Genomic DNA, 21,954 nt, shown 5'->3' on the forward strand with positions numbered 1-21,954 from the left:
GGACACAGATGGCCCAGACCGACCAGCGGCAGCTCGCGCCCACGGCCGAGCCCGCCGTCCACCACACCGCGCACACCATCGAGGTGCAGGCACCGCCCGAGGCGGTCTACGCGATCGTCTCGGACGTCGCGCGATGGCCGCTTCGATTCGCCCCCAATGTTCATGTCGAGCACCTGGAGCGTACCGCCACCACCGAGCGCATCCAGATCTGGGCCACCGCCAACGGCGAGGTCCGCACCTGGGTCTCGCGTCGTGAACTGGACCCGGAGAACCGTAGGGTGACGTTCCGTCAGGAGGTGTCCTCGCCTCCGGTCGCCTCCATGCGGGGCGAGTGGATCATCACGTCGACGGCGGACGGTACCTCGCGTCTGGAGCTCACCCACGACTTCCGGGCCGTGGACGACGACCCCGTCGGCGTCGAGTGGATCGCCCGGGCCACCGACCGCAACAGCGCCGCCGAGCTCGACGCCGTCCGTGCGCTGGCCGAGCAGTACGCCCAACTCGGCGAGCTGGAACTCACGTTCGAGGACACGGTGCACGTCGACGGCTCGGCCGATGACGTGTTCGACTTTCTCTACCAGGCGCGGGAATGGCCGTCCCGCCTGCCGCACGTCGACCGCCTGGAGCTCGAGGAGAACGTGCCCGGCATCCAGGTGATGAGCATGGACACCCGGACCGCGGACGGCTCCGTACACACCACGCGTTCCATCCGTGTCGCACTCGGCCGGGAGCGGATCCTGTACAAGCAGACGGAGACCCCCGCCCTGATGACGGCCCACACCGGAGAGTGGTCTCTGGCACCGGCCGGTGAGGGAGTCCTGGTGACCTCGCGGCACAGCGTGACGATCCGGCCTGACGCCGTCCCCACGGTCCTCGGGGAGAGCGCCACGGTGGCGGACGCCCGAGCGTTCGTGCGCAAGGCCCTGAGCACGAACAGCACGACCACGCTGCACCACGCCAGGGCATACGCCGAGGCACGCCGTGGCTGAGCCGTCGTCCGAGCTGCCCTCCGCTCCCGGGTTCGTGCCCCTGGACGCATCCCGGCTGCCCGGTTCCCTCGACGGTCTGCTGTCCCGGGCCGCCGTCGCGCGTCCCGGGCACCGGGCCGTCGTCACCGCGGACCGGATCGCGACCTTCGCCGAGTTGGACGGCTCGGCGAGCACGCTCGCCGGCGTGCTGCGCACGGTGCTCCCGGGGCGTGGCCAGGTGGTGGCGGTCGCGGCCCTCCTCGATGTGGACTTCACCGTGGCGTACTTCGGGGTGGCGCGCAGCGGACACGTGGCCGCAGTCGTCAACCCGCTGCTGCGCGAGGACGACCTGGTCCATGTGCTCGGTCTGTCGGGAGCGCGTGCGGCCTTCGTCGACAGCGGCCTGTACACGCGTCTCACCGCGGTGCGGGACCGCCTTCCCGCGCTGGAGCACGTCTTCGTGCTGGGTCCGGCCGAGACCCCCGCGCCCGCCCGGCATCTGGCGGAGCTGCTCGCCGAGGCGCCGCCCGGCCCGGCGGCGCTTCCGGCCGCCCCGAGCCCCGACGACGTGGTCTGCCTCCACTTCACCAGCGGCACGACCGGGCGCCCGAAGGCAGTCCGGCTGACCCACCGCAACCTCGTGGTGAACGCCCATCAGATCGCGCTCGCACACGCGCTGGACGGTGACTCGGTCACGGTCAATCACCTGCCCACCTACCACCCCATGCACCAGAACTCGGCCATCCACGCGCTGGCGACCCAGGTGCTGTGCACCCGGCCCGACCCCACGGCGCCGGTGCTCACCGCCAACCGGCACCGCGCGACGCACCTGTACAGCCTGCCGTTCCGGCTGGCCCTCCTGGCACAGCACGAGCGGCTGCCCGGCCTGCGGCTCGACACGGTCGCGTACGTGGCGTCGGGCGGTTCCGCGCTGTCCCCGGAGTCCGCGTCCCGGCTGTCCGCGCACTTCGGGGTCGCGGTCTTCCAGGGATACGGGCTGGCCGAGACGTCCCCACTCACGCACTCCGACGATCCGCGGCAGCCGGTACCGGGATCGGTCGGCCGCCCGGTCGCGGGGACGGAGTGCAGGGTGGTGGACGTGGAGTCCCGGCGGGTCCTGCCGGGCGGCGAGGCCGGTGAGGTCCAGGTGCGGGGGCCGCAGGTGATGCGCGGCTATCTCGGTGCCCGGGACGCGGACGGGGTGGAGCCGGACGGCTGGTTCTCGACCGGGGACGTGGGCCGTATCGAACAGGACGGCCGGCTGTTCCTCGTCGACCGGCTCAAGGACGTGTTCAAGTACCACAACTGGCTTGTCTCGCCGTCGGAGACGGAACGCGCCCTGCGCGGTCACCCGCTGGTCTCCGACTGTGTCGTCTTCGACCACCCCGAGGGCGCCGCCGGCGCGGTGGCGCACGCCCTGGTGGTGCTCCGTACCGGTGACCGCGTGGACGAGGCCGCCGTCTCCGGTGCTCTGGCCGAGGTGTGCCGTCTGGTGAACGCCCGGCTCCCGTACTTCCAGCAGGTGCGGTACGCCGAGGCGGTGGATTCGATTCCCCGCTCGCCCAACGGCAAGGTGCGGCGCCGGGAGCTGCGCGACCGGCGGCTCGGCACCCCTGCCGGAGCACTCGTGGAGTGAGTGACGATGGGCTTGGGCCTCCCCGTCCGGGGAGGCCCAAGCCCATCGTCATGTTCGCGTCTTCGCCGTCAGTCGGGCAGAAGTGCGACCGCCCGCGTCCAGCCCGCCCCCGCGCCCTTGATCTTCACCGGCAGCGCGCTGACGGTGAAGCCGAACGGCTCCGGCAGCGCCGCCAGGCCGGACAGTCGCTCTATCTGGCAGAACTCCCTGCGGCGGCCCGCCATGTGGGCGGGCCACAGCACACTCCGGTCGCCGGTGCGGCGGTAGGTGTCGACGACATGGGTGAAGGGGGCGTCGAGGCTGAAGGCGTCCGTTCCGATCACTCGCACCCCGAGGTCGAGCAGAAAGTCGGTCGCCGATCCGTCGAGGCCCACGAAGTCGGTGAAGTACTCCATCGTGCCGGCCCGTTGGTCGGCACCGGTGTGCAGCAGGACGATGTCCAGGGGATTCGGCCGGTAGCCGATCCGCGCGAGTTCCCCGCCGATGACCTCGGCATCGACCGTGCCCGCCGGGCGGCGGGTGAGGTCCAGCACGACGCCCGGCCGGTGGAACCAGTCCAGCGGCAGTTCGTCGATGTTCCGGGGCCGGCCACTGCCGTAGACCGTGCGGGAGCCGTAGTGCGAGGGGGCGTCGACATGGGTGCCGGTGTGGGCGGACAGTTCGAGGAAGTCGTTGTTGAGGAACTCGCCGTCGGGGAAGTCGTCCTGGGAGATCCGCATGCCGAAGTGTTCGTGCATCTCCGCCGCGCAGTGCCGGGCCCCCTCGGCGGGCGACATCACACGGTGCCGGAGCGGGTCGGGCTCCCAGCCCGCCGCGTCGATGGGGGACGAGAGATCGACGATCCTCACGCTGCCTGGCTCCCTGTCTGCTCGGTGAAGAGGTCTGCGCGAACGCGCACGGGGGTTCGCCCGAAGGCGATCTGCTGAAGAACCTTCCGGTAGACCGGCGTGTGGGCGAGGAGACGGGCCACCAGCGGCCTGACGCGGTCGCTCAGCCCGCCGTGCGTGAGCATCGCCGCGCTCTGCCTGGCCTGCAGGGAGAAGACCGCGTCGATGTCCGGGCGCCGGGCCGTCTCATAGGCGAGAAGGCGATCCCGCCCGGCGTCCTTGGCCTGCCACGACGCGACGAGTACGGGATGCAGCACCGCGGCGTCCTGGAGGGCGAGGTTGATGCCCTGGGCGCCGATCGGTCCGTGGGTGTGGGCGGCGTCCCCGATCAGCACGAGACCGTCGGTCACCCAGGTGTCGGCGCTGCCCGCGAACACGTCCAGCAGGCTCAGGTCGCCGGGACCGGTGAGGGTGGCCCGGACCAGGTCGGCGTAGATCGGCACCGCCTCCTCGATTCTGCGGACCAGGGCGGGAAACCCCTCGGCCGACAGCTCCTTGTATCCGCCGTGCGGCAGGGTCCAGCCGATCTGGATGCTGTCGGGGTAGGAGTCGTAGATGAGGACGGGGTTCTTCCCGGACCGGTAGACCCTGATGTCGTGGGTGGTGCGGCCGTCCGACGGGACCTTGAACCACAGGATGTCGTGCTTGAACGCCTCGACCCTGGTGTAGCCGAGTCCGGCGAGCCTGCGCACCTTCGAATACCGTCCGTCGGCTCCCACGGTGAGGTGTGCGTCGATCCGCAGACGCTGCTCGCCCCGCCCCACGACGGCCCCGGCGACCCGGCGGCCCTCATGGTGCAGCTCGGAGACGGACCGGCCCTCGACACAGACGAAGTCCGGGTACTCCCGGCAGGCGGTGAGCAGTTCCTCGAGAAGGTGCCGCTGGGGAATGCTCAGCAGGAAGTCGTGCGGTGCGGGCAGCTGGCGGTAGTCGATGTCCATCAACACCTTGTCGTGTTCGACCAGTTGGAAACGGCGGAGCGGATAGCCGCCGCGCTGCCGTGCCCGGTCCAGGACGCCGAGCTGGTCCAGGAGCAGCATTCCGCCGGGCTGAAGGATCTCGCCGCGGAACTCCCGCTCGAAGGACCGGGCCCGTTCGACGACGGTGACCCGTGCTCCCGAGCGCAACAGCAGCAGGGCCAGGGCCAGCCCCGCGGGGCCGCCGCCCACGACACAGAAGTCGGTTTCCATGTGTTCCATCGGTGCTCCTAGCGGGACTCGCGGGCGAAGAGGGCAGGAGAGAGGAGCCGGGGGCGGGCAGGGCGCTCAGGCCAGCAGGCCGAGCCCGCCGTCCACCGTGATCACCTGTCCGTGCAGCCAGGCCGCCCGGTCCGTGGCCAGGAGCGTGATGAACTCGGCCACGTCCTGCGGGGTGGTCAGCCGCCCGGCCGGAGTACGCCGGCCGAGGAACTCGGCGATGCTCCGGTTCGCGGTGAGTTCTCCCTTGTCCAGGAGAGCGGTGGCCACCGCGTTGACGGCGATGCCCTGCCCGGCCAGTTCGACGGCGAGATAGCGCACCAGGTTCTCCATGGCGGCCTTGGCGACACCGACGTTCACATAGCCGGGGATCACCGATCGCGCCCCGTTGCTGGAGACCACGATGATGCGCCCCGGTCTGCCCGCCATCAGCTCCGCGAGCCGTGGGCCGCCCGACAGCAGGGGGTTCAGCGCGAGGTCGAGTTCGGCGCGGAAGGCGTCCAGATCCGGGCCGACGGCGGTGTTGTGCCGGAAGGTGGCGGCGTTGTGCACGAACACGTCCAGGCCGCCGCGTTCCGCCGCCACCCGGTCGAGCAGACTCTGGAACTCGGCTTCGTCCCGGACATCGGCGCGGGCCGCCACCGCCGTGCCCTTGAGTCCGGCCAGTTCCTCGACGGTGCGCCGGGCGCTCTCCTCGTCACGGTGGTAGTTCACGTACACGTCGCATCCGGCCGCACACAGTTGGTGGGCCGTGGCGCGGCCCAGACCGCGGGCGCCCCCGGTGACCAGCGCCACCCGGCCGTCGAGGTCGAGCCGGGCCGGTTCTCCGCCGAGCGTGTCGTCGTAGGCGCTCATGGCCTCACCTCCAGGAAGGGGAACGGCTGACCGGCAGGCGTTGGGTCCTGCGGACCGTCGTCACCGGTGACGACAGTGGGTTCGCCGCGCAGCTCCGCGTCGGCGCCGGTGAGCCGGAGCACGGCGTCGGCCACGCGTTCGGGGCTGGTCGGGGGAATCGGCGAGGGCGGATGCCCGGCACCGGGCCGGGCGACGGGGCCGGGGGCGACACAGCGCACGCCGATGCCCTCGGCGGCGAGTTCGGCCGACAGCCCCAGGGCCAGACCGTGTACTCCTGCCTTGGCCGCGCACAGGTGGGCCGCCATCGGCCGCCCGCGCAGTCCGGCCACCGAGGAGACCAGCACGACGCGCCCGGCCGGCGCTGCGCGCAGCAGCGCCAGACAGGCCCGCACGAGCAGGAAGCTGCCGGTGACATCGGTCTCCAGGACCTGGCGGAACTCCTCGGGCGACAGGTCACCGGCGGGCACGGGACGCCCGCCGTACCCGGTGACAAGGCTGATCACGCCGTCAAGCCGGTCAACCCCGGCCGCCCTGGCCCGGCGCACGGCAGAGTCCAGCGACGCCGGGTCCGTGACGTCGGCTTCGAGGGGCAGGACGGGAACACCGTGTTCGGCTTCCAGCCGCGCGGCCAGCGGGTTCAGCCGGCCGGCCGAGCGGCCCAGGAGCACAAGACCCGTCCCCCGGGCCGCGGCGGCCTCCGACACGGCAGTCCCCACAAGACCGGTCGCACCGGCGATGAGCAGGCGACGGCTCACTGGACGGGGACACCTTCGAGCACCACGGTGTACAGGTCGGGGTCGGGAACCGACACGGCCGCGAGTTCCTTGATGTGCTCACCGAACTCGCGGCTTGCCAGGACCCGCTGGTGGTCGGCCCGTGACTGCCACAGTGCCACGTTGACGTAGACGTCGGGCCTGCTCAGCGAGCGGTGCAGCTTGAAGCCGATGAAGCCCTTCTGCGTGCGCATGAACTCCGCGCTCTGAGCCCAGATCCGCTCGAATGCGTCGAAGTCTCCCTTGACGGTGAACGTGTTGATCAGCGTGACCATGGTCATTCCTCTCGACGTGGGTACGGGCTCTGTGGGATGTCGGACTCAGCCGCGGCGCCGGGCCGGCCGTTCACGCCGCGACCGTGCTCAGGGCGGTCAGTTGCCGGAGGCGGTCGCGGAGGTCCGCCGCCAGGCAGGAGCGCACCCGCTCGTGCACGCGGCCGTGTTCCCGCTGTCCGTGCCGCGGTTCGGACAGCAGCGCCCTGCGGTGGACGCCGAGCCGTGGTCCGTCGGCGGAGCCGGTGCCGGGGTTCACCGTCCACTCGTCGGTGAGCGCCAGCAGGGCGGCCGGCGGCCTGAGCCGCTTGGTGACGACCCGGCCGCCGGGCAGGCCGAGGCAGATCGTCAGCCGGTGCCCCCGCCGGCCGGGCTCGGCGGCCAGAAAGGCGTCGGAGGTCAGCGGAATGCGCACCGCGTCCGCGAGAGCCGGCAGCGCGGGCAGGTTCGCGAGGACGTCGAGGGGACCGGCGTCTCCCCCGGGAACGCCCACGGCACCGCTGAGGTCGGCCACGGAGAGGGCGGCCCCGCGCGGCAGCTGGGCCACCGTCCTCAGACCCGCGAGCTGTGAGTTCGTGGCGGCTTCGACCATGGGGCCGATCCAGGGGTGCCGGTCCGTGCCGCCGTCGGCCTCCACCTCGTGGGCCAGCGTCACCTCGCAGCTGTCCGTGCCCGGTACCGCTCGGAACTCCCAGGTTCCGCCCATGGACAGCAGCGGCGGGTGCGGCGCCTCCTGCCGGAAGGAGATCGTGGGCGCGCCGGTCCGCCGGAACGTGCGGCGCGCCGTCCAGCTGCGCAGGACGCCGGGAGCGGCCTCGGCGGCGCCGCCGGCGGACGAGGCCGCGTCGAAGGCCGCGTCGATGTCCACGGCCCACAGCCGCAACCGGTCCGAGTCGTCGGACTGCTCCAGCACCTCGACGAGCACGATGTTCTCGAAGAGCAGCGGCCACCACCGGACATCAGCCACCAGATCCCGCACCTCGGCGACGGGCGCCCGGACAACGGTGGTGTGTTTGACCTTCATCGCAGCATTCCTTTCGGACCGTGGGGAACGAGCGCGGGACGGACCGCTCCGCGCGGAACAGGGCCGGGCCGGTCGACTCGCGCCGGCGGCGTCAGCCGTCGATCGTCCTGAGCAGTGGTGCCGGGTAGCGCTCGCCCCGGGCTGCGGGGATCGCGGCCGCGAGCCCCTGTATCTCGTCCGGGGTCAACTCGACGTCCACCGAGGCCGCGTTCTGCTCCAGATAGGAGCGTCGCTTGGTGCCCGGAATCGGAACGACGTCCGCCCCCTGGGCGAGGATCCAGGCGAGAGCGAGCTGCGCGGGTGTGACGCCCTTGTTCTCGGCCAGTTCGTACAGGACCGGAAGCAGCATCATGTTCCGGTAGAGGTTCTCCCCCTGCAGCCGGGGGTCGTTGCGCCGGAAGTCCGCCATGGCCAGCCGGTCCATGGTCAGGTCACCGGTCAGGAACCCGCTGCCCAGCGGCCGGTAGGCGACCAGGGACACCTCCAGCTCCCGCAGCGTGGGGAGGATCTCGCCCTCGACATGGCGCTCCCAGAGCGAGTACTCGGTCTGTACCGCGGTGACCGGATGGACGGCGTGGGCCCTGCGCACCGTGGCGGCGGAGGCCTCACAGATGCCTATGTGCCCGACCTTGCCGGCCGCCACCAGCTCGCCGAGCGCCCCGATCGACTCCTCCACGGGTACGTCGGGATCGACACGGGCGAGGTAGTACAGATCGATGTGGCCGGTACCGAGCCGGGTCAGCGACGCGTCGATCCGCTCCTTGATGAACTCCGGCCGCCCGTTGACGCGCGGGGGGCCACCGGGGACGGCCACCATCCCCGTCTTGGAAGCGATGACCGCCTCGTCCCGCCGGCCGGCGAGGGCCCTGCCCACCGTTTTCTCGCCGGCCCCGTCAGGGCCGTAGAAGTCCGCGGTGTCGATGAGGGTCACGCCCAGTTCGAGGGCCCGCCGTATCGTGGCCTCCGCCTCGGCCTCGTCGGCCGGCCCGTACGAACCGCCCATGCCCATGGTGCCCAGGCCGAGTGCGGACACCTTCAGTCCGCCACGGCCCAGTTGCCGGTTGTCCATGGAGCCTCCTGTCCAGATTGCTGTCGGTGCCGGACCAGTACGGCGATCAGGCCGGTTCCTGGTCGTAGCGGTCGAAGATCTCCTTGAGCACCTCGGGATCGGCCTGTCCGGGCGCAATGGCGTCGATCTCCCGGAAGTGGTTCTCGTATCCGGCCGGGTTGATGACGCTGAGGAGCGTGCCCGGGGTGTCGCCGATGTTCCGGAAGGCGTGCGGCACACCCCGTGGCGCGTAGCAGAACGCGCCGGGCCCTGCTTCGATCAGTTCGTCGCCGGTCAGTACCTCGAAGCGCCCGCTGACCACGTAGAACGCCTCGGTGTGGGTGCGGTGCAGGTGGGGCGGGGCGTGGCCGCCCGGCGGGAAGACGGCCTCGATCATGGCGAGGGAGCCGTCCGTGTCGTCACCGCTCAGCTTCATCGAGAAGTCGTTGCCGAAGATGCTCATCTGCTCTCCGGCGCCTGGCGGCAGCAGGACGTACTTCCGGCCGGCCGCGGAATGAAACGTCGTCATCGACCCGTCCCCCGGTCAGTCCTTGATCCGCCCGGGAAACAACGCCTGCGCGTTGGCGTGGTTGATGCCGTCCCGCTGCTCGGTCGTCATGTCGTGCGTGTCGAGGAAGTCGTTGTAGTAGGGGATCTCCTCCTCCGCGAACGGCCAGTCGCTGCCGTACAGGACGTGTCCGGGCTTGGCGAACGCGAGCAGGCTGGGCAGGCTGGAGGGGCTGGCCGTGAGAGCCGTGTCGAAGTAGAAGGAACGCATCTGCTCCACGACCTCGGCCGTGCTGAGGTCACCCCAGGTGGCGGGCGCGGTGGCCATGCGGTGGGCCGCGAACGGCACGAAGCCTCCGCCGTGCGACAGGATGACGCGCACGTTCGGGTACTTCACCGTGCGTCCCGTCCGCACCAGGTCGATCGCCGTGCGCACCGTGTCCAGGAGGTAGTCCGCGACGTACGACGGGATGCCTGGCGCCGGGGTCCCGCCGACGCCCGTGGGATGGGTGAACAGCACGGCGTTGCGCCGGTCCAGCTCCTCGAAGACGGGCTCGAAGTCGGGGTCGCCGAGGTAGCGTCCGTGCACGTTGGTCGGCAGCAGGACACCGTCGGCGCCGAACTCGTCGTAGGCGACGCGGATCTCCTCGAGTGCCGCGTCCACATCGGGCAGCGGCAGGGTGGCGAAGAATCCGAACCGGTCCGGGTAGTCCTTGGCCATCTCGGCGGTGAACTCGTTGACCTCACGCGCCTTGGGGGCGAGATCCTCCGCGTCCAGCCTGAGCCCGATCGGGGCCGTCGAGACGATCGCCGTCCGGATGCCGTGGTCGTCCAGCATCCGAACGGTGCGGGGCACGCTCCACGGCACGGGCCGCGCCTTGTACAGACCCTTCTCGATCAGCCAGTTCCGGTAGGCGGGCGGCAGCACGTGGTGGTGGGTGTCGACGCGGCCTTCAGGCATCGCTTCTACCTCGCTTCGGTGACGGAGACAGTGACTCTCTGGCCCGCGGCAGCAAGCCGAAGGGAGATTGACAACGAGGACTAGCAGCAGCCTGGAGGATGGGTGGGACGAGGCGTAGCCGCACGTCCAGGTGGATCCGGAGGCACCCGGAAGCCCGCCGCGCGGAGAAGCTCCGCCGGAGCGTTCCAGTGAGGCTTGGTCGTCCTACGCGCTCTCAGACGTGTGTGCCGGGCGGGATCCGGTGCGGCGACGGCGGTTCACTGCTCGCCGGGGCCGCCGCCCAGGCCGGTGAGGGCGCCCACCGGGTCGGGGTCGGGGGTGCCGCGCGGCCACCAGTCCTCGCGGCCGGGCTCCGACTCGTACGGGTACCACAGGCCGTCGCGGCCGAAGCGGAGCTGGAGGTGGCCGCGGGGGTGGGTGAGGTGGTTGCGCCGGGGGCGGAACGCGGGGAGGTCGGCGGCGAGGAGGAGCGGGCGGGCCCGGTCGAAACGCCCCGCCGGGGGATCCCAGGACTCCTCCAGGACGGTGAGCCCGTCCGGCCCGCCCTGGCGCCAGGCGGCCACCGCGCGCGCCAGGTCGGAGGGGGTGCGGCCGGCGGCTGCCGCGAGCGAGGCGTAGAGGGAGCGGGTGGCGGCGGTGAGTCCGGAACCGGGGCGGGCCGCGGCGAGCCGTACGGCGTCCTGCCACAGTGTCAGTTCGCCGATGTCGTCGTGACCGGTGGCCAGCAGGGCGTGGGCGCGGGCGGCGGCGTCGGTGGCGAGCTGGTCCAGCGCGAAGGAGTCCGGGCCGTTCGGGGCGGACGGGTAGGCCGGGGGCTGCTCGGGGTGCGGCGGCACCAGCAGCGGGGCGGGGAGCGGCGGGAGCGGGCGCTCGGCGCGGGCGAGGGCCTCGGTGGCCCGTACGCCCGGCAGGAGTTCGGTCCCCGTCTCCTGCTCCTGTGCGGCGCGGGCCGCGCGGACGGCGTTGCGGCGGGACAGCGTGTCCAGCAGCTCGCGTTCGCCCCGGCCGCGCAGCAGGAGCAGCACGAACGGGTCGGCGTCCAGCAGCCTGGCGGTCTGGTAGCAGAGGGCGGCGGCGTGCTTGCAGGGGTGACCGCGGTCGGGGCAGCTGCACTGCGGTTCGAGGTCGCCGGGACCGGGGAGCAGCGGCACCCCGCACTCGGCGAGGGACTCCGGCAGCTCCTTGTCGAGCAGCGCGGCGATGTGCGCGGGGCTCGCGACGGCGGCGTCCAGGAACCGCTCCCAGTCCTCGCCGTCCAGCGTGCGCAGGCGCACCTGTACGCGGTAGGGCCGGGGGCGGCTGCCCTGCACGTACGCGAGCACGAGCCCCGGGGTGACCGTGATGGCGTCCACGTGCCCCTGCTGGGCGTACACCCGCCCCCGGGCGAGCCGCTTCCCGTCCAGGGCACCCTCCTCCAACGCGGTGACCCAGGCGTTGCCCCACCAGGTCTCGGCGAAAGGGACGTCGCCGTCGCCGTCGGTGGCGAGAGACGGAAAGGCGGGAAAGGTACGGCGATGGTCCCCGTCCCGGGAGGGAGCGGCCATGGAGCGGGGAGCTCGGCCCGGGGCGGGGGCGGGTCCCTCCCTCTGGCCCTCCTCCTCCGTTTCCTCCGCTTCGTCCGACGGCATCCGGAAGGCACCGGCGAGCAGCCCCTGCACGTCACGCGCGCGGGCGCCGGGGGCGGGGGCGGGGGCGACCGGGTCCGATGTACGGCTCCGGGGGCGGGCGGGGGCGACCCGGTCAGCACCGGTGCGGAACCCTGGGTCGCCGGAGGCGGGGAAGGCCGGGACGGCACCGGTGAGGAAGGCAGAGTCGGCGGAGCTGGGGGCGGCCGGGTCGACGGACGCGGGGGATCCGGGGGACGCGGGGGACGCGGGGGACGCACCGTCAAGGGAACCCGGGTCGGCACCGCTGAGGGAAGCCGAGTCGGCCGAGGCGGGGAACGTCCGGTCGCTGGAGGTGGGGGAAGGTCGGCCGGCGGCGCGGGTTCGCTCTTCACGCAGCCGGCGTGCCTCGCTCTCGGCCGCCTCCCTCGCCTCCTCGGCGCGCCGCGCTGCGGCCCGGGCCGCCCTGAGCGCCTCCCGGGCAACGTCGGCCGGGCGCGCGCCCGTTGCGGACGGCTTCGGCACGGTGGGCGCCGGCGGAGCCGGAGCGGGCGTGTCGGGCTTCACCGGCTCGGCGGCGGAAGCCACCCCACCAACCGCACGCCGTAGGGCAGCGCGAGCGGCATCACCGGGCCGGGGCGCGGCCCGACCGGGCTCGGAGGCACCAGCGCCCTCACCGGGCGGGCGCACGGCACCCCCGGCCCCCTCGGCAGCGGCGGCGTCGCCGGAGCGGGAGGCGGCCCCACCGGGCCCGGGGACCATGACGTCCGCACCGGCCCGAGAACCCGCACCACCAACCCGCGCGGCACCTCCACCAGACACACCGGCGCCCGCACCCCCGCCCGGCACCGGGGCACCGGCCGCCTCGCCCCCGACCGGAGCGGCACCGTCGGGGCGGCGTACGGCTTCGGTGGCCCGGGAGGCGCGCAGGGCGCGTCGGGCAGCGTCGGCCGGGCGCTCCCCCGGCTCGGTCGAGGCATCCCCCACCTCGGTCGAGGCTTCCGGCGGCTCGGTTGGGTCGGCCGGCGGGTGGTCGTTCGGGTCGGTCATTGCGGTTCCCTCCGCAAGCGGACCAGGTCGGTCAGTTCGCGGTTCGTCAGTTCGGTGAGGGACGACTCGCCGGAACCGAGGATCGCGTCGGCCAGTGCCCGCTTGGAGGCGAGCATCTCGGCGATGCGGTCCTCCACCGTGCCCTCGGTGATGAGGCGGTGGACCTGGACGGGCTGCGTCTGGCCGATGCGGTAGGCGCGGTCGGTGGCCTGTTCCTCCACGGCCGGGTTCCACCAGCGGTCGAAGTGGACGACATGGCCCGCGCGGGTGAGGTTGAGGCCGGTGCCGGCCGCCTTCAACGACAGCACCAGCACCGGCGTCGCGCCGCTCTGGAAGCGGTCCACCATGTGTTCCCGCTCCGGAACGGGCGTGCCGCCGTGGAGGAGGTCGACGGGGATCGCGCGGGCGGTGAGGTGGGCGGCGATCAGACGGGCCATGCCGACGTACTGGGTGAAGACGAGGGCCGAGTCGTCCTCGGCGAGCAGGGTGTCCAACAGCTCGTCCAGCAGGGCGAGTTTGCCGGAGCGGGCGGCGAGGGCGTCACCCACGGGGGTGTTGTCCTCCTTGAGGTACAGCGCGGGGTGGTCGCAGATCTGCTTGAGCGCGCCCAGCAGTTTCAGTACCAGCCCCCGGCGGGCGATGCCGTCCACCGTCTCGATGGCGAGCATCGACTCGCGCACCACCGCCTCGTACAGGGCGGCCTGTTCGCGGGTGAGCGGGACGGGGTGGTCGGTCTCCGTCTTGGGCGGCAGCTCGGGGACGATCCCGGGGTCGGACTTCTTGCGGCGCAGGAGGAAGGGGCGGACGAGTCGGGCGAGGCGCTCCACCGCTGCCCCGTTCTCGCCGTTCTCCACGGCACGCGCGTGGCGGGCGCGGAAGGACTTCAGGGGGCCGAGGAGGCCGGGGGTCGTCCAGTCGAGGAGGGCCCAGAGCTCGGAGAGGTTGTTCTCGACGGGTGTGCCGGTGACGGCCACCCGCGCGGGCGACGGAATCGTGCGCAGGGCCCTCGCCGTCGCCGAGTACGGGTTCTTCACGTGCTGCGCCTCGTCGGCCACGACCATGCCCCAGGGCTGCTCGGCCAGCGTGGCGGCGGCGGAGCGCATCGTGCCGTACGTGGTGAGGACGAAGCCGTCGGTCAGGCCGGCGAGGCTGCGCTCGGGGCCGTGGAAGCGGCGGACGGGGACGCCGGGGGCGAACCGGTTGATCTCGCGCTGCCAGTTGCCGAGGAGGGAGGCCGGGCAGACCACCAGGGTCGGTTCGGTGCGGGCCCGCTTCAGGTGGAGGGCGATCACGGTGATCGTCTTGCCGAGGCCCATGTCGTCGGCGAGACAGCCGCCGAGGCCGAGGGAGGTCATGAGGTCCAGCCAGGCGAGGCCGCGGAGTTGGTAGTCGCGCAGGGTGGCGCGCAGCCCCGGGGGCGGTTCGGCGGGGTGCACGCCGGCCGTGAGCCGGTCGCGCAGGGCGGCCAGCGCCCCGACGGGGACCGCCTCGACCGGCTCGCCGTCGACCTCGGCGGTGCCGGTGAGGGCGGCGGACAGGGCGTCGACCGGGTCCAGCAGGCCCAGTTCGCGTCGGCGGGCCTTGCGGACCAGGGCCGGGTCGACGAGGACCCACTGGTCGCGCAGGCGGACGACGGGCCGGTGGGCCTCGGCGAGGGCGTCCATCTCGGCCTCGCTGAGCGGGTCGCCGCCGAGCGCCAACTGCCAGCGGAACTGGAGCAGTTGTTCGCTCTCGAAGAAGCCGGTGCCGTCGGTCGCCGAGCCCGGGGCGGGTCGTACGACGGCGGCGGCGCTCAGGTCCTGGGCGAGGTCGCGCGGCCAGTGGACGGCGACCCCGGCCGCCGCGAGGCGGGTCGCGGCCACCCCGAGCAGGTCGCTCAGCTCGTCCTCCGACAGCGACAGCACGTCCGGCGCGTCCTGTTCGGCGAGCCGGGCGAGCGGCGGCCACACGCGCGCGGCGCGCCGGACGGCGAGGGCCGCGTCCACGCGCGCGCGGGGTCCGAAGGCGGCGTCGGCCCCGCCGGCCCACAGGGACGCCGCGTCGGTGACCAGGGTGGGGTCGGCGAGGCTGTGCACCTGGACGATCGCGGCGCCCGCGCTGCGTGCCCGGCCGGCGTCGTCGAACAGGTCGGACGCCGCCAGGTCGAGGCGGAGCGAGATCCGCACGCCCGCGTCCATGCCGGCGGCGACCTCCGCCGCCCAGTCGTGGGCGCCGGACAGTCGCTGGGGCGCGCGGTCGGCGAAGGGTTTCCCGGAGGCGTGGGGCGCGGCGGGGGTGCGGGGCATGCTGTCCGCCACGGCGTCCAGGAAGGCGCGCACCAGGGCCTCCGGCTGCGGCAGCCGGAGCGGGCCGGGGCCGGGGAGCGGGACGGCGTGGCCCTCGTGGGGCAGCGCGGCGGCGACCGCGCGCAGATGTGCGATGTCCTCGGGGTCCAGGGGCCCGGCCCGCCAGGCGTCGTGTCCGGTGCGGGTGAGGCCGGGCAGCAGCCGGCCGCGGGCGGTCAGCCGCAGCGCGTGCAGCGCGGCGGCGCCCCAGCAGGCGGTCGCGGGGTGGGCGGCGGGGTCGCGCCGGGCCCGCACGAGCAGCGGGAGCGCCCGGTCGAGCGGCAGCGTGAGGGCCGGGGCCTGCCTGCGGCGGACGGAGGCGCCGTGTCGTCGTACGACGGTCAGCTCGGTGGGCTCGGCGGACGGCGGTGCGGGCAGCGGGCCGCCGTCCCGCGGGTCCCAGAAGGCGACGCGGCCCTCGCGCGGGAGGGGCGCGGGCAGGAAGACGGCGGCGAGCCGCACGGGGACGGTCCCCGCGTCCGCCGGGACCAGCGGCCCCGCTGAACTCGTCGACACCTTCTCGTCCATGCGCTCTGTCCACCTCCCGCCCGTGTTTCCGATCAGTCGTCTTCGACTCTACGGGCGGGGTCTGACAATCGGCCCCGGCGGCGGTCGCGGCGGCCGGTCAGGGCGTCGTGCGCGAGACGACGTACACCATGGGGTAGAGCGGGTTCTGGGTGTTCACGACGACGTGGAGCGTCGGCGTCGGGTTCTTGCGGTCGCGGACGAGTCCGAAGTTGTCGCCGGTGCGGGCGCCCGGGCCTGCGAACCGCCAGCCCGTGACCTCCTGGTCGCGGGAGCCGATGGTGATCTCGCCCTTCTTCAGGTCGCCCTGGCCGAGCCCGATGCCGGCGAGGAATTCCTCCAGTCCGGCGTGGGTGGTCTGGAACTGCACGTAGAGCCGGCTGGTCTTCCAGTTGTTCGTCTCGTAGTAGGCGACCTTGTTGGACGGGTGCGGGATCGGCACGTGGTACAGCCTGCGCTGGACCTTCGACGGCCAGGCCGCGGTGAGGCCGGTCGCCGAGTACTTCGCCTCCTTGTCCTTGCCGCTGTCCCGGCTCTGGCTGGCGGAGATCGCCAGATAGCCGGCCGGGACTCCGATGAGCAGCACGATGATCAGCAGGGTGAGCGCCCGGCGGCGGATCACATGACGCCGGTCCTCCGGCGGGCGGGGCGGCTCGTCGGGGGGCACGGCCTGGCGCGGCAGCGAGGCCGTCATACGGTGTCCCGGGCGGTGCGGAGCGGTACGGGCGTCATGCCGGTGTCCTGGGTCGTACGGGGCGGTACGGCGGGCGTCACACCGTATCCCCGGGCCGGCCGGAGCGGTACGGCGGGCATCATGCCGGCTCCCTGGGACGGCCGGGGCGGTACGGCGGGCGTCACGCCGTATCCCCGGGCCGACGGGGGCGGTACGGGCGTCACGCCGTATCCCCGGGCCGACGGGGGCGGTACGGGCGTCATGCCGGCTCCCCGGGCCGACGGGGGCGGTACGGCGGGCGTCATGCCGGCTCCCCGGGGCGGCGGGGGCGGGGGCCTACGGTCATGCCGTGTCCCGGGTGCGGCGGGCCGCCTCCGTGAAACGTTCGAAGCGCTCGTAGCGTTCCACGCGGCGCCGCTTGGCGCGCCGGAAGCGGCGGGCGACCAGCCGGGCGAGGTCGGCGGCGCCGACCATGCCGGCCTCGGGGCCGAGCTGGGCGCGGACGATCCTGGCCTCGGGGCGGTAGCCGCGCCCGGTGAGCTGGCGCTTGAACGCGTCCCGCGCGGGGGCGATCAGCAGCTCGTCGGCGGCCGAGACACCGCCGCCGATGACGAAGCAGGACGGGTCGAGGGCGGCGGCGAGGTTGGCGATGCCGACCCCGAGCCACTGGCCGATGTCCTGGAGCAGCTCGATGCACATCGCGTCGCCGTCGCGGGCCAGCTCGGTGATCATCGGGCCGGTGATGTCACCGATCTGCCCCTTGACGTGCTCGATGATCCCGTACGCCACCGGCGAGTCGGCGGCGGCCATCTCCTTGGCCTCCCTGACCAGGGCGTTCCCGGAGCTGTACTGCTCCCAGCAGCCGCGGTTGCCGCACGGGCAGCGGTGGCCGCCGGGCACGACCTGCATATGGCCGAACTCGCCCGCGACGCCGTACTTGCCGCGCTTGACCTGGCCGTCCTCGAGGATCGCGCCGCCGATGCCGGTGCCGAGCGTGATCATGACCAGGTGGTCCTCGCCGCGGCCCGCGCCGAAGCGCCACTCCGCCCAGGCGGCGGTGTTGGCGTCGTTGTCGACGAGTACGGGAACCGCCAGACGGCCGGAGAGACGGTCCCTGAGGGGCTCGTTGCGCCAGGACAGGTGGGGCGCGAACAGGACGCGGTTGCGGTCGGCGTCGACCCAGCCGGCCGCGCCGACGCCGACGGCGTGCACGTCGTGGCGGTCGGACAGGTCCAGGACCAGCTCGACGATCGTGTCCTCCACGACCTTCGGGCTCTTGGACTTGTCCGGGGTCTCCGTGCGGACCTTCTCCAGGATGTTGCCGTCGGCGTCGACGACGCCCGCCATCACCTTGGTGCCGCCGATGTCGATGCCGACCGTCGGCACGCGGGGTGCGGTCAGGTGCGAGCGGCGCTCTCTGGTGCCCACGGTGCGCAGTGCGGGGGCGCGCCTGGAGCCGATGGGGGCGCTGAAGTTGCCGTAGGTGCTCATCGTGGCCGATTCTGCCTCACCCTGCCGGTGGGTGCCGAGCCGGGGAGCGGCGGGGTGGTCCGGGAGCGTCGCCGGGTGCGGGTGGATTTGTGGCTGGTCGCGCCCACGCGGCGGAGCCGCAGATCGACACAGACCCGCGCCCCTGAAAGGACTGCCCCTGCGGGGCGTCCTTCAGGGGCGGACCAGCAGCTGGAACTCGAAGGAGTAGCGGGTCGGGCGGTAGATGTGGTCGCCGAACTCGACCGCTCGGCCCGTGTCGTCGAAGGTGGTGCGCTGCATGGTGAGCAGGGGGGCGCCCTCCTCCTCGGCCAGGCGTTCGGCCTCGGCGGGGACGGCGGCGCGGGCCCCGATGGACTGGCGGGCGCTGTGCAGGGTGATCCCGGCGGCCCGCATCAGCCGGTACAGGCCGGTGGCCTCCAGCTGTCCGGTGTCCAGGTCGAGCAGCCCGCTCGGGAGGTGGTTGCACAGGTACGCCATCGGCTCGCCGTGCGCCAGCCGCAGCCGTTCCACCCGGTGCACCTCGCTGCCCTCGGCCACCGCGAGCGCGGCGGCGATCTCGGCGGACGCGGCGACGACCGTGTTGAGCAGGACGGTCGTGGCGGGGCGCTGTCCGGCCGCCTCCAGGTCGTCGAAGAGGCTGCTGAGCTCCAGCGGACGCTTGACCTGGCTGTGCACGACCTGCGTGCCGACGCCTCTGCGGCGCACCAGCAGGCCCTTGTCGACGAGCGACTGGATCGCCTGGCGCACGGTGGGGCGGGACAGGCCGAGCCGGGCGGCGAGCTCGATCTCGTTGCCCAGGAGGCTGCCGGGGGTGAGCGATCCGTGCTCGATCGCGGCCTCCAGTTGCTGGGACAGCTGGAAGTACAGGGGCACCGGGGAACTGCGGTCCACCCGGAGGTCGAGCTGCGTGGTCGGGTCCGTTTCTGGTTTCGGCACCCGCCGAGCGTAGCCGTGTGCGCTGTTGACGGGAAGTTGTGTAGTTCGATTGTCCGGACAAACGGATTGACATCGCACGGGCTACGAGGTCACTTTGTTTTCATGCGCATCGGGGTCATCGGGACGGGCCGCATAGGCACCATTCATGCGAACACACTCAGCCGTCACCGCGAGGTCGGCTCCCTGATCCTCACGGACGCGGACCCTTCGCGGGCGGCGGAGCTCGCGCTGCGGCTGGGCGAGACGGCCGCGCCCGGGGTGGACGAGATCTTCCGGTGGGGCGTGGACGCCGTGGTGATCACGACGGCGACCGCGGCCCACGCCGAGCTGATCGGCCGGGCGGCGCGTTCCGGGCTTCCGGTGTTCTGCGAGAAGCCCATCGCCCTGGATCTGGCCGGGACCTTACAGGCCATCGGGGAGGTGGAGAGCGCGGGAACGATCCTGCAGATGGGGTTCCAGCGCCGCTTCGACGCGGGCTACGCGGGGGCGCGGGAGGCCGTACGGTCCGGTCGGCTGGGGCGGCTGCACACCGTACGGGCGCTGACGTCCGACCAGGCGCCGCCGACGGCCGAGTGGCTGCCGGTGTCCGGCGGGATCTACCGGGACGCCCTCATCCACGACTTCGACTGTCTGCGCTGGGTCACCGGGCGGGAGGTGTCCGACGTGTACGCCGCCGGGTCCGACGCGGGTCCTGCGATGTTCCGCGCGGCGGGGGACGTCGACACCGCGGCGGCCGTCCTCACCCTGGACGACGGCACCCTCGCGACGGCCACCGCGACCCGGCTGAACGGCGCGGGCTACGACGTCCGCATGGAGCTGGCCGGGGAGCTCGACCAGATCGTGGTCGGGCTGGACGACCGCACCCCGATCGCCTCCACCGAGCCCACCGGACCCCCGGCTGCCGACAAGCCCTGGACCGGCTTCCTGGAACGCTTCGAGCCCGCGTACGAGGCCGAGCTGATCGCCTTCGTGGGCGTCGTGCGCGGCGAGCTCGTCAACCCCTGCGACGGCCGTGAGGCCCTCCAGGCCTTCCGGATCGCGGAGGCGTGCGACGTCTCCCGGCATGAGCGCAGAGCCGTGGCCCTGACGGAGATCGCGGGGGCGTGAGCGAAGCCGAAGGTGCCGTCACCGGACCAGGCGCAGGCCGCCGCGTTGTCCCCATCGCACCGGCAAGGTGCGGGTGCCGCGTATCAGCATGCCGGGGAGCCAGTCGCCGGGTGGGCCGTCCAGGGCGAGGGCGGGGGCGCGGTCCAGGAGGGAGCGCAGAGCCGTACGGGCTTCCAGACGGGCCAGTGGGGCGCCCAGGCAGTAGTGGATGCCGTGGCCGAAGGCGAGGTGCCCCCGGGTGTCGCGGCGGATGTCGAAGCGGTCGGGGGCCGGGAAGCGGGCCGCGTCCCGGTCGGCTGCGGTGAGTCCGATCATCACCGCCTCGCCCGCCGCGATGTGGGTGCCGGCGATCTCCAGCGGCTCGGCCGCGAAGCGGAACGTGGCGTTCTCCACCGGGCCCTCGTAGCGCAGGGCCTCCTCGACCGCGCCGTCGAGGAGGGCCGGGTCGGCGCGCAGGGCGGCGAGCTGGTCGGGATGGGTGAGCAGGGCGTGGACGGCGTTGGTGATGAGGTTGACGGTGGTCTCGTGGCCGGCGATCAGGAGGATGAACGCCATGCCGCGCAGTTCGCCGGGCGACAGGCGGTCGCCGTCCTCCGCGGTGGTGCGGATCAGGTCGCTCAGCAGGTCCTCGCTCGGGCCCGAGCACCGCTTGTCCTCGATCAGCTCGGTGAGGTACTCGGCGAGCCGCGCGAACGCGTCGTACTCGCTCTCCGCGCTGGTGGGTGCCACCGCCTCGTTGGACAGCTTGCGGAACTCCGCGCGGTCCAGCTCGGGGACGCCGAGCAGCTCGCAGATGACCGTGATGGGCAGCGGGTAGGCGAGCGACTCGACGAGGTCGGCGCGGCCGAGCGGCAGCATCGCGTCGAGCAGTTCGTCGGTGATCCCCTGGATCCTGGGCCGCAGCTCCTCCACCCGGCGCATGGTGAAGGCGCGGGAGACCAGCGCGCGCAGGCGGGTGTGCACCGGCGGGTCGGCGACCAGCAGGTACTTGCCGATCAGCTGTTCGTCGAGGAACGTGACCCCGATCCGGGTGGCGTCCTTGGACAGCCGCGGGTCGGCGAGCGCCGCGCGCGCCTCCTCGTACCCCACGACGAGCCAGGTCTCGTGCCCGTCGGGCGGTGGCACCCGCACCCGGTGCACCGGGCCGCGTTCACGCAGCCGCGCGTAGAACGGGTGCGGATCCCGCCGGAATCCGTCGCCCCACTCCCCCAGGTCGATCACTGTCGTCATGCCGATCCCCTCCCCGTACCGCGACAACGCGCGGGAACGGCGTCTAGTGCCCGTCCTCCTCCAGAAGTCCCGCGTCGTACGCGAGCAGCGCGATCTGGACCCGGTTGTTGAGGCCCAGCCGGGCCAGGGCGCGGGAGACGTGGGCCTTGACGGTGGCGACGCTCATGAAGAGCGTGGCGGCGATCTCGGCGTTGGACAGGCCCCGGCCGACCGCGACGGCGACCTCGCGTTCCCGCTCCCCCAGGGCTGCGAGCCGTTCACGCGCGTGTGCGCGGCGGGTGTCGGCGGCCGAGCCGGCCGCGTGGTCCATCAGCTGCCGGGTGACGGTGGGCGAGAGCACGGGGTCGCCGGCCGCGACCCGGCGGACGGCGGCGAGGATCTCGGCGGGCGGGGTGTCCTTCAGGACGAATCCGGCGGCACCCGCGCGCAGGGCCCGCAGCACCTGTTCGTCGGCGTGGAAGGTGGTGAGGACCACGACCTGCGGGGCGTCCTCCCGGCCGCGCAGCCGCTCGGTGGCGGTGAGACCATCCATCGCGGGCATCCGGAGGTCCATGAGGACGACATCGGGCCGGGTGCGGTCGACGAGCGCCTCGACCTCGGTGCCGTCGGCGGCCTCGCCGACGATCTCGATGTCGTCGGCACCGCCCATCATGAAGGACAGACCCGCCCGCACCAGAGGATCGTCGTCGACGAGGAGGAGTCTGATCGCAGTCATGGCCCTTACGTAATCACGGTTGGCGGCGGGCGAGTTGCGGACCGTCGCGCGCTCGGTCAGGCCGATCAGACCCTGTCCGGAGCCGGGCGCGCTGTTCGCGGCGGCCGAGAGCCGTAGGGCGGACTGACCGAAGGGCTCGGTTAACGCCGCGAAAACTCCTCGGCGCCGACGG

General features: G+C 73.0%; 20 protein-coding genes. 3 read left to right on the top strand and 17 right to left on the bottom strand.

Annotated elements, in window-relative coordinates; all coding sequences use genetic code 11:
• The first annotated feature begins 8 nt into the window (after window positions 1–8).
• Together ACFPIH_RS00390 and ACFPIH_RS00395 are read left to right on the top strand one after the other, a co-directional pair.
• Window positions 9–989: an aromatase/cyclase gene (locus ACFPIH_RS00390; RefSeq protein ID WP_381165975.1), complete on the top strand. Its 981-nt coding sequence runs from the start codon at window positions 9–11 to the stop codon at window positions 987–989.
• Window positions 982–2,604 (top strand): class I adenylate-forming enzyme family protein, encoded by a 1,623-nt coding sequence (locus ACFPIH_RS00395; protein WP_381165977.1) that lies wholly within the window; start codon window positions 982–984, stop codon window positions 2,602–2,604. Before ACFPIH_RS00390 ends, ACFPIH_RS00395 begins: the two co-directional genes overlap by 8 nt.
• A gap of 68 nt (window positions 2,605–2,672) precedes the next feature.
• On the opposite strand, the gene ACFPIH_RS00400 is transcribed toward ACFPIH_RS00395, so the two are convergent.
• From ACFPIH_RS00400 to ACFPIH_RS00470, 15 genes are all read right to left on the bottom strand, one after another.
• Complete coding sequence (locus tag ACFPIH_RS00400; protein WP_381165979.1) at window positions 2,673–3,452, bottom strand: cyclase family protein; 780 nt, start codon at window positions 3,450–3,452, stop codon at window positions 2,673–2,675.
• Entirely contained in the window at window positions 3,449–4,690 is a 1,242-nt protein-coding gene (locus ACFPIH_RS00405) for an FAD-dependent monooxygenase (RefSeq protein WP_381165981.1), read from the bottom strand. The genes ACFPIH_RS00400 and ACFPIH_RS00405 overlap by 4 nt, the downstream gene beginning before the upstream one ends.
• 66 nt (window positions 4,691–4,756) lie before the next feature.
• Window positions 4,757–5,542, bottom strand: coding sequence for an SDR family NAD(P)-dependent oxidoreductase (locus ACFPIH_RS00410; RefSeq protein WP_381165983.1), 786 nt, complete (start codon window positions 5,540–5,542; stop codon window positions 4,757–4,759).
• Entirely contained in the window at window positions 5,539–6,297 is a 759-nt protein-coding gene (locus ACFPIH_RS00415) for an SDR family NAD(P)-dependent oxidoreductase (protein WP_381165985.1), read from the bottom strand. Before ACFPIH_RS00415 ends, ACFPIH_RS00410 begins: the two co-directional genes overlap by 4 nt.
• Complete coding sequence (locus ACFPIH_RS00420) at window positions 6,294–6,590, bottom strand: antibiotic biosynthesis monooxygenase family protein (protein WP_381165986.1); 297 nt, start codon at window positions 6,588–6,590, stop codon at window positions 6,294–6,296. Before ACFPIH_RS00420 ends, ACFPIH_RS00415 begins: the two co-directional genes overlap by 4 nt.
• A gap of 70 nt (window positions 6,591–6,660) precedes the next feature.
• Window positions 6,661–7,611 (bottom strand): SRPBCC family protein, encoded by a 951-nt coding sequence (locus ACFPIH_RS00425; RefSeq protein WP_381165988.1) that lies wholly within the window; start codon window positions 7,609–7,611, stop codon window positions 6,661–6,663.
• Between the two features lie 91 nt (window positions 7,612–7,702).
• Complete coding sequence (locus tag ACFPIH_RS00430) at window positions 7,703–8,680, bottom strand: aldo/keto reductase (protein ID WP_381165990.1); 978 nt, start codon at window positions 8,678–8,680, stop codon at window positions 7,703–7,705.
• Window positions 8,681–8,726: 46 nt separating this feature from the next.
• On the bottom strand, window positions 8,727–9,188 hold the full coding sequence (locus ACFPIH_RS00435; protein WP_381165992.1) for a cupin domain-containing protein: 462 nt from the start codon (window positions 9,186–9,188) through the stop codon (window positions 8,727–8,729).
• A gap of 15 nt (window positions 9,189–9,203) precedes the next feature.
• Window positions 9,204–10,127, bottom strand: a complete 924-nt coding sequence (locus tag ACFPIH_RS00440; protein ID WP_381165994.1) for an amidohydrolase family protein — start codon at window positions 10,125–10,127, stop codon at window positions 9,204–9,206.
• Between the two features lie 257 nt (window positions 10,128–10,384).
• Window positions 10,385–12,781 carry an SWIM zinc finger family protein gene (locus ACFPIH_RS00445; RefSeq protein WP_381165996.1) on the bottom strand — a complete coding sequence of 799 codons (2,397 nt, stop codon included), beginning with the start codon at window positions 12,779–12,781 and terminating at the stop codon, window positions 10,385–10,387.
• Entirely contained in the window at window positions 12,778–15,633 is a 2,856-nt protein-coding gene (locus ACFPIH_RS00450) for a DEAD/DEAH box helicase (protein WP_381165998.1), read from the bottom strand. The genes ACFPIH_RS00445 and ACFPIH_RS00450 overlap by 4 nt, the downstream gene beginning before the upstream one ends.
• Before the next feature lie 97 nt (window positions 15,634–15,730).
• Window positions 15,731–16,324: a sugar kinase gene (locus tag ACFPIH_RS00455; protein ID WP_381166000.1), complete on the bottom strand. Its 594-nt coding sequence runs from the start codon at window positions 16,322–16,324 to the stop codon at window positions 15,731–15,733.
• Complete coding sequence (locus tag ACFPIH_RS00460) at window positions 16,321–16,608, bottom strand: hypothetical protein (protein WP_381166002.1); 288 nt, start codon at window positions 16,606–16,608, stop codon at window positions 16,321–16,323. Before ACFPIH_RS00460 ends, ACFPIH_RS00455 begins: the two co-directional genes overlap by 4 nt.
• Window positions 16,609–16,645: 37 nt before the next feature.
• Window positions 16,646–17,794, bottom strand: a complete 1,149-nt coding sequence (locus tag ACFPIH_RS00465) for an ROK family glucokinase (protein WP_381166004.1) — start codon at window positions 17,792–17,794, stop codon at window positions 16,646–16,648.
• 171 nt (window positions 17,795–17,965) lie between these two features.
• Entirely contained in the window at window positions 17,966–18,730 is a 765-nt protein-coding gene (locus ACFPIH_RS00470; RefSeq protein ID WP_381166006.1) for a GntR family transcriptional regulator, read from the bottom strand.
• A gap of 102 nt (window positions 18,731–18,832) precedes the next feature.
• On the opposite strand from ACFPIH_RS00470, the gene ACFPIH_RS00475 reads away from it, so the two are divergent.
• Window positions 18,833–19,837 carry a Gfo/Idh/MocA family protein gene (locus ACFPIH_RS00475; RefSeq protein ID WP_381166008.1) on the top strand — a complete coding sequence of 335 codons (1,005 nt, stop codon included), beginning with the start codon at window positions 18,833–18,835 and terminating at the stop codon, window positions 19,835–19,837.
• 18 nt (window positions 19,838–19,855) lie between these two features.
• On the opposite strand, the gene ACFPIH_RS00480 is transcribed toward ACFPIH_RS00475, so the two are convergent.
• Window positions 19,856–21,067, bottom strand: coding sequence for a cytochrome P450 family protein (locus ACFPIH_RS00480; protein WP_381166010.1), 1,212 nt, complete (start codon window positions 21,065–21,067; stop codon window positions 19,856–19,858).
• Between the two features lie 43 nt (window positions 21,068–21,110).
• Window positions 21,111–21,782 (bottom strand): response regulator, encoded by a 672-nt coding sequence (locus ACFPIH_RS00485; RefSeq protein ID WP_381166012.1) that lies wholly within the window; start codon window positions 21,780–21,782, stop codon window positions 21,111–21,113.
• Window positions 21,783–21,954: the final 172 nt, after the last annotated feature.

The organism is Streptomyces vulcanius (assembly GCF_042653945.1).
GTDB lineage: Bacteria > Actinomycetota > Actinomycetes > Streptomycetales > Streptomycetaceae > Streptomyces > Streptomyces mangrovi.